This is a genomic window from Rhodococcus sp. ZPP (assembly GCF_017656075.1).
GTDB classification, from domain to species: Bacteria; Actinomycetota; Actinomycetes; order Mycobacteriales; family Mycobacteriaceae; genus Rhodococcus_F; species Rhodococcus_F oxybenzonivorans.
Genome location: NZ_CP058638.1, coordinates 1,185,034 through 1,199,102 on the forward strand (window position 1 = coordinate 1,185,034; position 14,069 = coordinate 1,199,102).

General features: G+C 66.1%; 16 protein-coding genes and 1 tRNA gene. 6 read left to right on the plus strand and 11 right to left on the minus strand.

The window, feature by feature from the left end:
- Positions 1-146: 146 nt before the first annotated feature.
- Positions 147-992, minus strand: a complete 846-nt coding sequence (locus HYG77_RS05580) for an alpha/beta fold hydrolase (RefSeq protein ID WP_208962073.1) — start codon at positions 990-992, stop codon at positions 147-149.
- Positions 989-2,776, minus strand: a complete 1,788-nt coding sequence (locus tag HYG77_RS05585; protein ID WP_109328625.1) for an amidohydrolase family protein — start codon at positions 2,774-2,776, stop codon at positions 989-991. Before HYG77_RS05585 ends, HYG77_RS05580 begins: the two co-directional genes overlap by 4 nt.
- 97 nt (positions 2,777-2,873) lie before the next feature.
- Between HYG77_RS05585 and HYG77_RS05590 the strand changes: the two genes are divergently transcribed.
- Positions 2,874-3,482: a TetR/AcrR family transcriptional regulator gene (locus HYG77_RS05590; RefSeq protein ID WP_109328623.1), complete on the plus strand. Its 609-nt coding sequence runs from the start codon at positions 2,874-2,876 to the stop codon at positions 3,480-3,482.
- 72 nt (positions 3,483-3,554) lie between these two features.
- On the opposite strand, the gene HYG77_RS05595 is transcribed toward HYG77_RS05590, so the two are convergent.
- Positions 3,555-3,626, minus strand: a tRNA-Cys gene (locus HYG77_RS05595).
- Between the two features lie 130 nt (positions 3,627-3,756).
- On the opposite strand from HYG77_RS05595, the gene HYG77_RS05600 reads away from it, so the two are divergent.
- Entirely contained in the window at positions 3,757-5,016 is a 1,260-nt protein-coding gene (locus tag HYG77_RS05600) for a multidrug effflux MFS transporter (protein WP_208962074.1), read from the plus strand.
- A gap of 54 nt (positions 5,017-5,070) precedes the next feature.
- Positions 5,071-5,604, plus strand: coding sequence for a MarR family transcriptional regulator (locus tag HYG77_RS05605; protein ID WP_005252880.1), 534 nt, complete (start codon positions 5,071-5,073; stop codon positions 5,602-5,604).
- 59 nt (positions 5,605-5,663) lie between these two features.
- Here the strand turns inward: HYG77_RS05605 and HYG77_RS05610 are convergent, their stop codons facing one another.
- The 6 genes from HYG77_RS05610 to HYG77_RS05635 all read right to left on the minus strand — a co-directional run bounded on the left by HYG77_RS05610 (position 5,664) and on the right by HYG77_RS05635 (position 11,692).
- Positions 5,664-6,440: an enoyl-CoA hydratase gene (locus HYG77_RS05610; protein ID WP_109325642.1), complete on the minus strand. Its 777-nt coding sequence runs from the start codon at positions 6,438-6,440 to the stop codon at positions 5,664-5,666.
- Complete coding sequence (gene mmsB, locus HYG77_RS05615) at positions 6,437-7,333, minus strand: 3-hydroxyisobutyrate dehydrogenase (protein WP_208962075.1); 897 nt, start codon at positions 7,331-7,333, stop codon at positions 6,437-6,439. Before mmsB ends, HYG77_RS05610 begins: the two co-directional genes overlap by 4 nt.
- Positions 7,334-7,367: 34 nt before the next feature.
- On the minus strand, positions 7,368-8,426 hold the full coding sequence (locus tag HYG77_RS05620) for an enoyl-CoA hydratase/isomerase family protein (RefSeq protein WP_208963289.1): 1,059 nt from the start codon (positions 8,424-8,426) through the stop codon (positions 7,368-7,370).
- A gap of 5 nt (positions 8,427-8,431) precedes the next feature.
- Positions 8,432-9,583 carry an isobutyryl-CoA dehydrogenase gene (locus HYG77_RS05625; RefSeq protein WP_208962076.1) on the minus strand — a complete coding sequence of 384 codons (1,152 nt, stop codon included), beginning with the start codon at positions 9,581-9,583 and terminating at the stop codon, positions 8,432-8,434.
- A gap of 11 nt (positions 9,584-9,594) precedes the next feature.
- Complete coding sequence (locus tag HYG77_RS05630) at positions 9,595-11,109, minus strand: CoA-acylating methylmalonate-semialdehyde dehydrogenase (RefSeq protein ID WP_208962077.1); 1,515 nt, start codon at positions 11,107-11,109, stop codon at positions 9,595-9,597.
- 139 nt (positions 11,110-11,248) lie between these two features.
- Complete coding sequence (locus HYG77_RS05635; RefSeq protein ID WP_109334989.1) at positions 11,249-11,692, minus strand: protein-tyrosine phosphatase family protein; 444 nt, start codon at positions 11,690-11,692, stop codon at positions 11,249-11,251.
- Positions 11,693-11,853: 161 nt separating this feature from the next.
- On the opposite strand from HYG77_RS05635, the gene HYG77_RS05640 reads away from it, so the two are divergent.
- Both HYG77_RS05640 and HYG77_RS05645 read left to right on the plus strand, forming a co-directional pair.
- Positions 11,854-12,105 (plus strand): hypothetical protein, encoded by a 252-nt coding sequence (locus HYG77_RS05640; RefSeq protein WP_109328617.1) that lies wholly within the window; start codon positions 11,854-11,856, stop codon positions 12,103-12,105.
- A 116-nt stretch (positions 12,106-12,221) separates the two neighbouring features.
- The gene (locus HYG77_RS05645) at positions 12,222-12,695 is read left to right on the plus strand and encodes a hypothetical protein (RefSeq protein ID WP_109334988.1); all 474 of its coding nucleotides are present in this window, start codon (positions 12,222-12,224) and stop codon (positions 12,693-12,695) included.
- Here HYG77_RS05645 and HYG77_RS05650 read toward each other — a convergent pair.
- A complete protein-coding gene (locus HYG77_RS05650) occupies positions 12,681-13,184 on the minus strand; it encodes a DUF1990 domain-containing protein (protein WP_208962078.1) in 504 nt (167 codons plus the stop codon). The two genes, HYG77_RS05645 and HYG77_RS05650, sit on opposite strands and share 15 nt — an antisense overlap.
- Before the next feature lie 195 nt (positions 13,185-13,379).
- Between HYG77_RS05650 and HYG77_RS05655 the strand changes: the two genes are divergently transcribed.
- Positions 13,380-13,553, plus strand: a complete 174-nt coding sequence (locus HYG77_RS05655) for a CsbD family protein (protein WP_109334986.1) — start codon at positions 13,380-13,382, stop codon at positions 13,551-13,553.
- A gap of 43 nt (positions 13,554-13,596) precedes the next feature.
- On the opposite strand, the gene HYG77_RS05660 is transcribed toward HYG77_RS05655, so the two are convergent.
- Complete coding sequence (locus tag HYG77_RS05660; protein ID WP_230990145.1) at positions 13,597-14,034, minus strand: DUF1232 domain-containing protein; 438 nt, start codon at positions 14,032-14,034, stop codon at positions 13,597-13,599.
- Positions 14,035-14,069: the final 35 nt, after the last annotated feature.

The following is a 14,069-nucleotide window of genomic DNA, read 5'->3' on the forward strand; positions in this document are numbered from 1 at the left end:
ATCTCCGGCACCATCCGAACCCAAGCGGGTCGATGGCCGATACCTAGATCATGAAGGCGAGGAGGACCGCACGCCACTCTTGGATGGTCCCAGACGCAGACCACGCGAAGCGCCTCCCGGCGAGTGCCAGGTGTTGCGACGGATCGCTAGTGATTGTGCAAGTGGTTGCCGAGTAGTTCGTCGAGGCGCTCGGCGGCCTCGTCGGGGATCCAGTGGCTCACGCCGTGCAGCACCTCGTACGTGAACGGGCCGTCGACGAATCGCGCAGTCAGTTCGGGTCCTACCGGGCCGATTGCCGTGTCGCCGTCGCTCCAGACGAAGAGAGTGGGTACGCGGACCTTGCCGGTCACCGAACCCGGCGAGGCCAAAAACATTGCGCGATACCAGTTCAGGGCGCCCCGGGCTCGACTCCCGTCGCGCATCGATTCGAGGTCGCGCTTCGCCCGGTCCGGGGCCTGCCCGCTGGAGAGCAGGGCACGGTAGCCGTAACCGTCCGAGGCGATCATCCGCTCCGGGATCCACGGCAGCTGGAACGCGAACATGTACCAGGACAGCAGGATCTGACGACTGGTGAGCATCGCCCGCAAAAACGCCGCCGGGTGCGGCACCGACAACGCCGTGAGCGTGCGGATCCGGTCGGGCCGTTCCGCCGCGATACCCCACGCCACCACAGCGCCCCAGTCGTGCCCGACGACATGCACCGGGCCGAGGCCTGCCTGGTCGATGAGCGCGACGACGTCCGCTACCAATTCCGAGGTGCGGTACGCCCAACGGGCGCGAGGCCTGGCCCCGGCCGAATAGCCGCGCTGGTCCGGCGCAAGGGTGCGGAAACCGCGCCTGTGCAGCAGTGGCGCCACCTTGTCCCATGATCTCGAATCCTGTGGGAAACCGTGGAGCAGCACCACGGGGACTCCGTCGATCGGACCCGCGTCGCGAACGTCGAACGTCAGCCCGTTCCTGATGAACGTGGTGACGCGTCCGTTGCCTGTCATCGATCACTCTCCACACGGTCACGGGCGTGCGCACCGGACAACCCGGCGCGCAAGAACTTCCCCGTCTTGTGCACGCCGAAGCCACCGGTGAACTGTCCGTCCCGGTAGACGAGCTTGCCGTTGATCACGGTAGCGACAGCGGCGCCGTCGCTGCGGTTGACCATTCTTCGCAGGCCGCCGTACTCGGGAACCTCGGCCTCGAACAGTCCGTCGACCGTGTCGTCGAGTCCGGCGGGGTCGATCACGACCAAATCGGCCCGGTCGCCCTCCCGCAGGTGACCGGCATCGATGCCGTACCAGTCGGCCAGCTCGCCGGTGAGGCGGTGGACGGCCCGCTCGACCGTCAGGAACGGCGTGCGGTCGGTCTGCGCGTCCTTGACACGCTTCAGCAACCGGATGGGGTAGTTGTAGAAAGCCATGTTGCGCAGGTGCGCGCCGGCGTCCCCGAAGCCCATCTGCACACCGGAACTGGCGGCCAGCCTCTTCGCGAACTTCGGCCGGTGATTGGCGATGGTGGTGCGCCACCGGAGGTCCGTGCCGTACTTCACGACGAGGTCGAGGTAGGCGTCGACCGGATGGACACCGCGCAGCTCACCGACCGCGCCGAAGGTGCTGCCGATCAACGTCTCGTCGGGACATCCGACGATGACGGCGTCGTAGAAGTTGCGGTGCCAGATGCGCGGGCTGAACTTGTCGTCGTACTCCTTCCGGAACTGGCGGCGGTACGACTCGTCCTGCAACAGCGCGTTGCGCTCCACCTGATCTTTGAGGTGGAGCGCGGCCGCGCCCGCGCCGAACTCCTCGAACACCACCAGATCGATGCCGTCCGCGTACACGGTGAACGGCACGGGCAGGTGCTGCCACTTGAAGTCGGTCTTGGCGAATCTGTTGAGCAGCGGCGCAGCACCGAGCATGAAGTACACGATCGACGGGTACGCCTTGGAATCCGCCGCGGAGAGTAGCGACGTCTTGAGGGGCCTGCGGCGGCCGAGACCCGAACTCTCCGCGAAGAATCCGAGAATGTTGGGATGCAGGTTGATCGTGGGTGCGCTCTGCAGGATCTTGCCGCGCTCGCGCAGGATCCGGTTGAGGAAGCGGAACTCGCGCCACCGTGCATAAGTGGAAGGCAAAGATCGCGAACGATATTCGTCGCCATCGATCTTGTCGAGCGCATTCGTCATCGACGACAGACCGAGGAAACCCGCGTCGAGTGCCTCGGTGACCATCGCACCCATCCGCTCGAGTTCGCCGGCACTGGGCTTCACCCGCCTGTCGGTGCCGCGGCCGAGCCCCAGCACGCGGGTGCGAATGTCGGAGTGCCCGATGAAACCGGCGACATTGGGACCGAGCGGAAGCGATTCGAGCGCGTCGACGTACTCGGCCGGATTTTGCCAACTCTTGTTGTCGTCGAGGATGCGCAGCACCGAGTCGTGAGGTACGGCCTCGACCCTGCTGAACAGGTCGGCGCATTCACGGGGTGTCGAATACACCGTCGACAACGAGCAGTTCCCGAGGACAACGGTGGTGACACCGTGCCGGACGGATTCGGGTAGGCCGGGGCTGACCAGGACCTCGGCGTCGTAGTGCGTGTGCACGTCGACGAAGCCGGGCACCACCCACTTGCCCGCCGCGTCGATCACCTCGGTGTCGGGCCCGACGGGGAGCGGCTCCGCGGAGGCCCTGACGACGACTCCGTCGCGAATGCCCAGGTTTCGGCGGCGAGGCACAGACCCGGTTCCGTCGAACCACAGCCCTCCGTCGACCACTACGTCGAAGTCCGACATGTTGCGCTCCTCACACTCAGTTGGTGTTACACGACGTTACGTACACCGTTGAGTGAAAGTCAATGGGGTGTGCCGTCCCGTCCCTTAGAGTGCAGAGATGCCCGCCGCCCCCCGCTCCCCCGCAGATCGGCGCGCGCAGATCCTCGACGTCGCCATGCGACTCCTCGACTCGGTGCCGTTCGAGCAGCTGTCGATGGACCAGGTGGCGGCCGAGGCAGGCGTCTCGTCGCCACTGTTGTTCCACTACTTCAAGAACAAGCACGGGTTTCGCAACGCAGTGCTCGAAGCCTCGGCCACCGAGTTGCAGCGGAGGATGACGCCCGACACGTCGCTCCCCCTTCCGGCGCAACTGCGCGCGGGTGTCGAGACGTTCGCCGAGGCGGTGATCGCGCACCCCGCGATATATTTGGCCGTCATGCGCATGGCGGGCAGCGGGGACGATGGCATGCGAAAGATCTACCGGGGAATGCGGCGCACGTTCACCCAGGAGATCGGACGTGCGCTCGCACAAGTCGGAGTATCGACGACCCCGGCACTCGAGGCGGCGATCCAGGGATGGCAAGCATTCATGGAAGAGATCGTCCTGTCCTGGGTCGACCACCCGACGATGACGCGCTCGGAAATGATCGACCTGTGCGAACGCGGCCTCTACTGTCTGCTTCCGGCCGCAGGCGTCGACCACAGCATTCGCCTCGAAGACGGGTGATCGGCACGCGGTACTACCCGTGCCTACGTATCGAGACCGGCAGGCGCATCGTGCGCCTGCCGGTCTTCCGCGAGCGAGTGACGGGACTCGAACCCGTGTGAACGGCTTTGCGGGCCGGTGCCTCACCATCTCAGCCACACCCGCGGGGTAAAGCTGATACTGCCCGGAGGACATCGACGCCGGAAGATTTCGATTCACTGTGATTCTGATCCCGGTTCCGGGCCGACACGCCGATGCGGGAACAAACCAGGTGTCCTCGTTGCTGTCCCCCCTTATGACGGCTATCGATGAGACCTCCGCCTCACCTACCCGACTTCGGGCACAGGCAACCCCCGACACCGGCACCGCCGCAGCCGATCGGCCGAGCCTGCGGATCGTGCTGGTGCTCGGCGCACTCATCGCGCTCGGACCGTTCACCATCGACATGTACCTGCCCGCCCTCCCCGACATCGGCACCGACCTCGGAGCGTCGTCGTCGGCCGTGCAGTTGACCATCACGGGGACGCTGCTGGGCCTCGCGCTCGGCCAGTTGATCGTCGGCCCGCTCGCTGACAGCCTCGGGCGCCGGCGACCGTTGATCGCCGGAATCGGCTTGCATGTCCTCGCCTCAGTACTCGCTGTCTTCGCACCGACCGTCGCCGTGCTCGGTGCGCTCCGGGTGTTCCAGGGCATCGGCGCCGCCGCAGCCGCCGTCGTCGCCGTTGCCGTGGTACGTGACCTGTACAGCGGAAACATGGTCGCGGTCGTCATGTCACGGTTGATGCTCGTCCTGGGTGTCGCACCCGTGCTCGCCCCCAGCATCGGCGGCGCGCTCCTCATCGCTTTGGACTGGCGCGGGATTTTCGTCGTCCTGGCGCTCATCGGAACGCTCACGGCACTGATCGGCGCACTCGCCCTGAAGGAGACGCTCCCACCGGAGCGACGACGCACGAGCAATCTCTCCTCGGTGCTGTCGACGTACAAGAGCCTTCTCGGTGACCGCAAGTTCATGGTGCTCACATTGGTCTCCAGCGTCGGGATGGCCTCGTTGTTCGCCTACGTCTCCGGCGCGTCCTTCGTGTTCCAGAATCAGTACGGCCTCGACGAGCAGCAGTTCGCGCTGCTGTTCAGCTCAGGCGCGATCGCTCTGATCGGCGCTTCCCAGCTCAACGTCCGCGCCCTCGCTCGGTGGTCGCCTCAGCAGATCACGATCGGCTCACTGGCCTTCGCGACCGTAGCGGGCGCCGCCTTGCTGGTGACCTCCTACCTCGAACTCGGCGGTCTGGTCGGCTTCGTCATTCCACTGTGGTTCCTGCTCGCCGGTGTCGGGTTCGTCCTGCCCAACGCCCCGGCACTGGCACTCGGCAGGCATGGCGAGGCAGCCGGCACCGCCGCTGCCATGCTCGGCGCCCTGCAGTTCGGCGTCGGCGCGCTCATCGCTCCGCTCGTCGGAGTCCTCGGCAATACGGGAGTCGCCCTCGGTGCGACGATGACGATGTGCGTCGCCCTCGGACTCGTGGCACTGCTTGCCACCGCGCGGGCGGACGCGCGCTGACGACACAGTCCGCGCGCTTTCGCAGCCCGTCACCCGACATGGGATGATCGACGCATGCCACCACCGTCACCACTTCATCTCGATCCCATCGAAGAGGCCCACCGGCAGTGGACGAAGCACGGCTGGGGTGATGTTGCCGACGGGATGGCTGCGGTGACCTCGGTGATGCGGGCACAGCAGATCATGATGGCCCGGGTGGAAGAGGTGCTCAAGCCGTCGGGGCTCACGTTCGCCCGGTACGAATTGTTGACACTGCTGACGTTCACGCGCACCGGCGCGCTCCCGATGGCGAAGGCCAGCGCGCGCCTTCAGGTTCACCCGACCAGCGTGACGAACGCCGTCGACCGGCTCGAAACGGCGAATCTCGTGCGACGTGTCCCGCATCCGAGCGATCGCCGTGCGACGCTGATCGAAATCACCGACGCGGGAAGGAAACTGGCCGTCGAGTCCACCGAGCGACTCAACGCCCAGGTGTTCTCGAGTCCCGGGGTGTCCGGCGACAAGCTGGAACAATTGGTCACGATCCTCGCCGAACTGCGCCGCGAGGCAGGCGATTTCGACACCGGAGACGCCCCCACCAAGTGGTGAGAAGACTGCTGCCCCGCACCGTGTTTTTCGGTGCGGGGCAACAGTTCTTGTGACGGCTACTAGCGGTGTTTGAATACCGGTGGGCGTTTTTCGACGAACGCGGTCATGCCTTCTTTTTGGTCTTCGGTGGCGAAGGTGGAGTGGAAGACTCGTCGTTCGAAGCGGATTCCTTCGGTGAGGGTGGTTTCGAAGGACCGGTTGACTGCTTCTTTCGCCATCATCGCGACCGGTAGGGACATGTCGGCGATGGTGGTCGCGGTCTGCAGGGCCTCGTCGAGTAGGTCCGCGGCGGGCACGATCCTCGAGACGAGTCCGGCGCGTTCGGCTTCCTCGGCGTCCATGTTCCGGCCGGTCAGGCACAGTTCCATGGCCTTGGCCTTGCCGACCGCCCGGGTCAGCCGCTGCGAGCCGCCGATCCCGGGAATGACCCCGAGTTTGATCTCGGGTTGCCCGAACTTCGCGGTGTCGGCGGCGATCAGGATGTCGCAGAGCATCGCCAACTCGCATCCACCGCCGAGCGCGTACCCGGCGACCGCGGCGATCGTAGGCTTGCGGGCCGCGGCCACCTTGTCCCAGGCGGAGAAGAAGTCGTCGAGGTAGACGTCCATGTACGACTTGGGTTGCATCTCCTTGATGTCCGCACCCGCGGCGAAGGCCCGATCCGATCCGGTGATCAGGATGGCCCCGATCTCCGGATCCTTCTCCAACTCCTCCACCGCCGACACGACCTCGCGCATCAGCTGTGAGTTCAGGGCGTTGAGCGCCTTCGGACGGTGCAGGGTGATGATCCCGACCCGGCCCTTACGGTCGAGCAGGATGGTCTCGAAGTCGGTCACTGGTCTCCCTTGGTAGAACGGTCGCGGATGTCGTTGATGATGGCCGAGAAGTCCTGACCACCACCACCGGCGGCGTGGAACCGGCTGTACAGCTCAGCGGCACGCAGCCCGAGGTCCGCCTCGACGCCGTTGGTCTTCAGCGCGTTCGCGGCGAGACCGAGATCCTTGTCCATCAACGCGGCCGCGAAGCCGGGCTGGTAGTCGTTGTTGGCCGGGCTGGTCGGTACCGGTCCGGGCACCGGGCAGTTGGTGGTCAGCGCCCAGCACTGGCCGGACGCGTTGGACGCGACGTCGAACAGGGCCTGGTTGCTCAGTCCCAGCTTCTCGCCGAGGACGAATGCCTCGCTGATGGCGATCATCGACACCCCCAGAATCATGTTGTTGCAGATCTTCGCGGCCTGACCGTTCCCGGGGTTCCCGCAGTGCACAACCTTCTTGCCCATCACCTCGAGCAGCGGCCTCGCGGCCTCGAAGTCGTCCGCCGTGCCGCCGACCATGAACGCGAGCGTGCCCGCGGCCGCGCCCACGACGCCACCGGAGACGGGTGCGTCGACCGAGCGGTGCCCGGCGGTGACGGCCTCCTCGTGCGCCGCGCGGGCGTCCGCGACGTCGATGGTGGACGAATCGATGAACAGGGTGCCCGGCTTCGCGGCCGGCAAAATCTCCTTGTACAGGCCGAGGACGAGTGTGCCGTTCGGCAGCATCGTGATCACCACCTCCGCCTCGCGGACGGCGTCGACGGCCGACTCGGCGACGGTGACACCGTCTTTGGTGGCCTGCTCGAGGGCGGCGGGCGCGAGGTCGAAACCGACCACCGTGTGCCCCGCCTTGACGAGGTTGGCCGCCATCGGACCACCCATGTGGCCGAGTCCCAGAAATCCGATCGTGCTCATGATGCAGTCCCTCCTGGACGCGTGTCGCTGGTGGTCAGTGCTGGCGCTGCGGGGCCGTCAGGCCGAGTTCGAGGTCGCCGAGCGGGGCGAAGAACGCGTCGACGTCCTCGTCGGTCACCTCGTCGATCGTGGCGGGTGACCACTGCGGGTTGCGGTCCTTGTCCACGACCTGCGCCCGGATGCCCTCGACGAGATCAGGGGAGCTCAGGCAGGCGACGGACACCCGGAACTCCTCGTTCAACACTTCCTCGAGGCTGCCCGCCGCCCGGGCCCGGCGCAACGACCGTAGGGTGACCGCGCACGCGGTCGGCGACTTCGACAGGATCTGCTCGGCCGCCTTCTGAGCCTCGGGCACCCCACTGCCGCGCAGGCGCGCGACGATCTCGGGAACACTGCCCGCGGAGTACGCCGCGTCGATCCACCCCTGCTGGCCCAGCAACTCCGAGGGCGGGGCGGGTTCGGTGAACGCGGCCAGCGCGTCCTCCACCGTGGTGTCGGACAGCTTCTGAACGAACGCGTCGATCTTCTCCGAGGGGATGAAGTGGTCGGCGAACCCGCACGCGATCGCATCACCGGCACTGAGCCGGGCGGTGGTCAACGCGATGTGGGTGCCCAACTCCCCGGGGGTGCGGGCCAACAGGTAGGTGCCGCCGACGTCGGGGACGAACCCGATCCCGGTCTCGGGCATCCCGATCATCGACCGCTCGGTGACGATCCGGACGCTGCCGTGCGCGGAGACCCCGACGCCGCCGCCCATCACGATGCCGTCCATGATCGCCACATACGGCTTCCGGTAGTTCGCGATGGCCGCGTTCAGGATGTACTCCTCGCGCCAGAACTCCCGCGACCCGGTACCGCCCTCCTTGGCGTCGTGGTAGATCGACACGATGTCCCCGCCCGCGCACAACCCCCGCTCACCGGCCCCGGTGAGCAGCACCGCCCCCACCGCGTCATCGTCGGACCATGCGGCCAACGCCGCCGCGATCTGCCCGACCATGCCGTGGTTGAGGGCGTTGATCGCCCTGGGCCGATTCAGCACAAGCCGGCCCACACCATCCCGCGTGTCGACAATGACCTCAGATTCCGAATTCAGGTCGCTCACCCTGCCGCTCCTTTATTTCCGACGATGCTGCGGGCGATGACGACCCGCATGATCTCGTTGCTGCCCTCGAGGATCTGGTGCACCCGCAGATCCCGGACGATCTTCTCGATGCCGTACTCGGCCAGATAGCCATACCCGCCGTGCAGTTGCAGCGCCCGGTTGGCGACCTCGAAACCGGTGTCGGTGGCGAACCGCTTCGCCATCGCACACAGCTCCACCACCTCCGGAGCCCCCTCGTCGAGGGCGGCCGCGGCCCGCCACAACAGGGTGCGGGCCGCCTCGAGTTCGGTGCGCATGTCGGCGAGCTGGAACTGCAACGCCTGCGAGTCGAGCAGCGGCGCACCGAACGCCTTCCGGTCCGCGAGATACGCGACCGCCTTCTCCAGCGCCGCCTGCCCACCACCAACCGAGCACGCCGCGATATTGAGCCGGCCCCCGTTCAAACCGGCCATCGCGATCCGGAAACCACCACCCTCGCTGCCGAGGAGGTTCGCCGCCGGCACCCGCACATCCTCGAAGATCACCTGCCGGGTCGGTTGGGCGTTCCAGCCCATCTTCACCTCGTTCGGCCCGAACGAGAGCCCCGCCGACTCCTTCGGAACGATGAACGCGGAAATCCCCTTCGGCCCGCTGTCTCCCGTGCGGGCCATCACCACATACACATCCGACGTCCCCGCCCCGGAAATGAACTGCTTGACCCCGTTCAGGACGTAAGCGTCACCGTCGCGGACCGCCCGGGTGCTCAACGCCGCCGCATCCGACCCCGCACCCGGCTCGGTCAGGCAGTAACTACCCAACTGATCCATCGCACACAACCCCGGCACGAACGCACGGCGCTGCTCCTCGGTGCCGAACCTGTCGATCATCCACGTCACCATGTTGTGGATCGAGATATACGCAGCGATCGACGGACACCCCCTCGCGAGCTGCTCGAAGATCCGGGCCGCGTCCACCCGGGTCAACTCCGAGCCACCCACATCCTCCCGGATGTAGATCCCGCCCATCCCCAACGACGCCGCCTTACGCAGCACATCCACCGGAAAATGCTTGGACTGATCCCACTCCACGGCAAACGGCGCCAAATGCTCGGCCGCGAAGTCACGGGCCGTCTCACTGATCGCCCGCTCGTCATCGGTCAAGGTAAACATGGGGTTCCGTTTCAGTTCATGGTGGGGATGACGAAGTGGTTGTCAGGAGCGGAGCCTGCTTCCTTCTTGCCCGAGGGCCAACGCTGCGTCACGGTTTTGGTCTTGGTGTAGAAGCGGAACGAGTCGGGACCGTGCTGGTTGAGGTCGCCGAAGCCGGAGCGCTTCCACCCGCCGAAGGTGTGGTACGCGATCGGCACGGGGATCGGGACGTTGACGCCGACCATGCCGACGTTCACGCGGTTGGTGAAGTCGCGGGCGGTGTCGCCGTCGCGGGTGAAGATCGCGACGCCGTTGCCGTACTCGTGCTCGGTGGGCAGACGCAGCGCCTCTTCGTAGTCGGCGGCACGGGCCACCAGCAGGACGGGTCCGAAAATTTCTTCCTTGTATACCCGCATGTCCGTGGTCACCTTGTCGAACAGGGTGGCCCCGGCGAAGAAGCCGTTCTCGTGGCCCTCGAGAATGAACCCGCGGCCGTCGACCACGGGCTCCGCACCTTCGTCGATGCCGATCTGGATGTAACTGTCGACGCGCTCGAGGGCGTCCTTGCTGACCAGAGGCCCGAAGTCGGCGTTCTCGTCGTCGCTGCGACCGATCTTCAGGCCGGCGACACGCTCCTTCAGCTTCGCGACGAGAGCGTCGGCCGTCTCCTCGCCGACCGGAACGGCAACCGAGATGGCCATGCAGCGCTCGCCGGCCGAACCATAACCCGCGCCGATGAGCGCGTCGGCCACCTCGTCGAGGTCGGCGTCGGGCATGACGATGGCATGGTTCTTGGCGCCGCCGAAGCATTGCGCGCGCTTGCCGTGGGCAGCAGCGGTCTCGTAGATGTACTGCGCGATCGGGGTGGACCCGACGAAACCGACTGCCTTGATGCGGTCGTCGGTGAGGAGGACGTCGACCACTTCCTTGTCACCGTTGACCACGTTGAAGACTCCGGCCGGCAGACCGGCCTCGAGGAACAGTTCGGCGAGGCGCAGCGGCACCGAGGGGTCGCGCTCGGAGGGCTTGAGGATGAAGGCATTACCGCATGCGAGGGCCGGTCCGGCCTTCCACAGCGGAATCATGGCCGGGAAGTTGAACGGCGTGATCCCGGCGACGACACCGAGTGGCTGGCGCATGGAGTACACATCGATGCCGGTGCCCGCGGACTCGGTGTACTCACCCTTGAGCAGATGCGGGGCGCCGACAGCGAACTCGATGACCTCGAGTCCTCGTTGGATGTCGCCCTTCGCGTCGGGAACGGTCTTGCCGTGCTCGGACGAGAGCAGGCGTGCCAGCGAGTCCATCTCGCCCTGCACCAACTGCAGGAACTTCATGAGGATGCGTGCGCGCTTCTGCGGATTGAAAGCGGCCCATTCGCGCTGCGCTTCCACCGCGTTGGCGATGATCGCCTCGGTCTCGGCCTTGTCCGCCAGCGGCACCCGCGACTGCACCGCACCGGTGTTGGGATCGTAGACGTCGCCAAACCTGTTGGAGGCACCCGGTACACGCTTGCCGCCGACGAAGTGGGATAGCTCTTGAACCATTGTGCGAACCCGTTTCTTGCTCGATGAATCAGGGAGTTCCGAATATGTAGCCCATCCTATAGTTGGATGTCCTTGCATGTCTAGGTGCGAATCGCGAGACGCCGGGCGTCGTGAGCCAACCGTCGGTCATGCCGACGACTCACGGCTCGTCGGCAGACGCGAAGCGAGCAACGAACCGGCGTTGCCACGGTGTCTCCACGGCGCGGGGAGAATAGTGCCGGCGGACGTAGTCGACCGCCGCCGAGTTGGGCACTCCGTCGAGTACGGCGAGGCAGGCAAGCGCTGTGCCGGTGCGCCCGACGCCTCCCCCACAGGCGATCTCGACGCGATCCGACTCTGCGCGCGCCCACACTTCGCGCAGCGCAGCCGTCGCCTCGCTGCGATCGGACGGCAACCAGAAATCGGGCCAGCGAAGCCAGCGATGTTCCCACTCGACGGACGGCGGGCGGCGGCCCAGCAGATACAGCGCAAAGGTGGGATGGGGAGCGGGCGGAACCGGGCGCCTCAGCCCCCGTCCGCGCACGCGTCGACCCGACGGAAGTTCCAGCACTCCGGCCGCGCGGGGCTGCCACGGATCGGTCACCGTACGACCATAACCCGCGTCGTTTCCGGCATACCCGTCGACGAAAGCATCCGGCGCGCGTGGTTTACCGATCAAGGAACGGTGGTATCTATTTCGTGGAGTCTGGCCGCCCGGTTTTTCCGCGGACGCGACCCGACGAGGTGCGAACGAGGGGTGCCGGCATGACCGCGACGGTTGACGACCTTGTCCAGTCCACCGCTCGACTGCGGTCCGATCTGAACGCGTTCGAACAGCGGATCAAGGACCTTACCGAAGCATTCGACTTGCTCGACCGGAGCCTGCTCACCAGCAGCGACGAATCCGTGGTGCTCGAGGTGATCGACAATCTCAGTGACGCCCGTCTGGATTTGACCACCGCGGACCGGCACCTCGAGGCCGCTGTGCGGCACGTCGAGCGGCTGTCCTTGGCTTGACCGCAGCGGCAGCCGCCGACTGCTACCCGTGAGGTTTGCCGACTCCATCGAGTGGGGATGCTCGCTCTGTGAGCGCATCCGCGCTGCATCCGGCCGAATTTTCGGGGAGGGTCGTCATGAACACAGTCACGTCCGGGCTCGTCGCCGGAGCGGCCGGGGTGACCGCACTCAACACGGTGACGTACCTCGACATGGTGGTCCGCGGCCGTCCCGCAAGTACGGTCCCCGAAGAGACGATCGATTCGGTCGCCGCGAGTCTCGGAGTTCGAATACCGGGGCGCGGAAGTGCCATGCAGTCCCGCCGGACGGGGCTGGGCGCACTCGGCGGAATTGCTGTGGGCCTGGGCATTGCAGTGGGCGCCGGCCTGGTCCGCCGCACCGGAATTCGCTTGTCGCCGACAGTAGGTGCCGTAGCCATCGGTGCGGGTGCGATGGCTGCCACGGACATCCCGATCGCCGTCCGCGGCATCAGTGATCCGCGGAATTGGTCGGTCCAGGATTGGCTCAGCGACATCGTCCCGCATCTGGCATACGGCGCGGCCGTGCATGCAGTTCTCCGACAGCAGGACGCGAAGTTATCGCTTCTGTGACACCAACGCGTCGAGATAGCGCCGCGTCATCACCTTCTGCACTGCCCGGTTCGCGGGGCCGCCGAGTCGGGTGAACCACCGGCCGGGCCGCGAGAAAGCGGAGATGATCGCAACGACGGTGTCGTCCGGTCGGTGTTCGACGACGAATCGCTCTTCCCCCGTTTCCGGGTGTCCCTCGAGCGACCCGTAGGCGAAACCCTTGACACGGGGCTCGTCGACGACGTAGATCACCCGGCAACAGAAGGTGAGTCCGACCGGACCGATCCCCCACCGAAGCTCGACGGCGGCGTCGGGAGTCGCCGTAGGAGTATCGAGGCCGACCTTCACGCCGGCGCCGCGGTGCATCCCCCAGGTGAACAGCTGTGCGACGGCGGAGTCGAACACTGCGGAACCACGACCGATCACCTTCTGCTCGTCGAGATGGTGGTATCCACTCGGAAACGGAAGGTCGCGACTGGCGCCCACCTCGGTATAGGTGAACTCGCGCATGTCACAGCGTTTGCGGCTGACGGCAGGCTCCTCCCGATCACCGGTCGGCCCGATGCCGACCGCACGAACGCCAGCCTAGTCCGCGGTGCGGCCGGCGGTGCGTCGAAAGGATGTGCATCCGATGAGTTGTCGAGGTGGCTGTACCGCAATCGGATTAGGATTGCAGTGGACGTCATCCACTCGGAGGAGCACGCCATGAGCATCGTCGACAAGGCCAAGAACGCCGTCCAGCACGCTGCGGGAAGGTCCCGGGAATCGATCGGCCGGGCCACCGGAGACAACGAGCTGAAGAACATCGGCAAAGCGGATCAACGGAAGGCCAGTGTGAAGAAGGCCGCCGAGCGAGTCAAGGACGTGTTCAAACACTGACCCGGAGCGGGCTTTCCGGAGCGCTTCCCCTCCGAACGCACCGTCAGGCACGACGGTGCGCTCGCGGTTGCGCGATATGTTGTACGGCCGCAAGACCTTCAGGAGTGCCGGGCCAATGCCGGGCAAGTGCGTGTGCGCCCGCTCGACGGGTCACCGAGCGTAGAACGAGAGCCACCACCAGTGCGTCATCGGCATATCCGATGACGGGGATGAAGTCGGGTATGACGTCGATCGGTGCGGCGAGGTAGATCAGTAGAAGCGTGAGCCGGATGCGGATGCCCCGGGGAAGCGTGGGATCTCCTGCCAGTCGACGCACGAGACGCACGACGTCCGGCAACAACCGAAGTACATCGGTAACGGGCATAGTCCCGGGATTCGCTCGCATCAGAGCGACCACCAGCAGCAGCCAGAACACAGCGATGCCGGCAGCCGCACCGACGATCATCGGCCAGGCCGCTGCCCACAGCTCGTGCAGGGTCACCTACCGATTCTCCCGCTCACGGCGGGGAGCACCAC

What these genes read in the sequence shown, in the direction of transcription:
- HYG77_RS05580 (WP_208962073.1), bottom strand. Translation starts at nt 992, where the DNA reads ATGACAGGCAACGGACGCGTCACCACGTTCATCAGGAACGGGCTGACG.
- HYG77_RS05585 (WP_109328625.1), bottom strand. Translation starts at nt 2,776, where the DNA reads ATGTCGGACTTCGACGTAGTGGTCGACGGAGGGCTGTGGTTCGACGGA.
- HYG77_RS05590 (WP_109328623.1), top strand. Translation starts at nt 2,874, where the DNA reads ATGCCCGCCGCCCCCCGCTCCCCCGCAGATCGGCGCGCGCAGATCCTC.
- HYG77_RS05600 (WP_208962074.1), top strand. Translation starts at nt 3,757, where the DNA reads ATGACGGCTATCGATGAGACCTCCGCCTCACCTACCCGACTTCGGGCA.
- HYG77_RS05605 (WP_005252880.1), top strand. Translation starts at nt 5,071, where the DNA reads ATGCCACCACCGTCACCACTTCATCTCGATCCCATCGAAGAGGCCCAC.
- mmsB (WP_208962075.1), bottom strand. Translation starts at nt 7,333, where the DNA reads ATGAGCACGATCGGATTTCTGGGACTCGGCCACATGGGTGGTCCGATG.
- HYG77_RS05625 (WP_208962076.1), bottom strand. Translation starts at nt 9,583, where the DNA reads ATGTTTACCTTGACCGATGACGAGCGGGCGATCAGTGAGACGGCCCGT.
- HYG77_RS05630 (WP_208962077.1), bottom strand. Translation starts at nt 11,109, where the DNA reads ATGGTTCAAGAGCTATCCCACTTCGTCGGCGGCAAGCGTGTACCGGGT.
- HYG77_RS05640 (WP_109328617.1), top strand. Translation starts at nt 11,854, where the DNA reads ATGACCGCGACGGTTGACGACCTTGTCCAGTCCACCGCTCGACTGCGG.
- HYG77_RS05645 (WP_109334988.1), top strand. Translation starts at nt 12,222, where the DNA reads ATGAACACAGTCACGTCCGGGCTCGTCGCCGGAGCGGCCGGGGTGACC.
- HYG77_RS05650 (WP_208962078.1), bottom strand. Translation starts at nt 13,184, where the DNA reads ATGCGCGAGTTCACCTATACCGAGGTGGGCGCCAGTCGCGACCTTCCG.
- HYG77_RS05655 (WP_109334986.1), top strand. Translation starts at nt 13,380, where the DNA reads ATGAGCATCGTCGACAAGGCCAAGAACGCCGTCCAGCACGCTGCGGGA.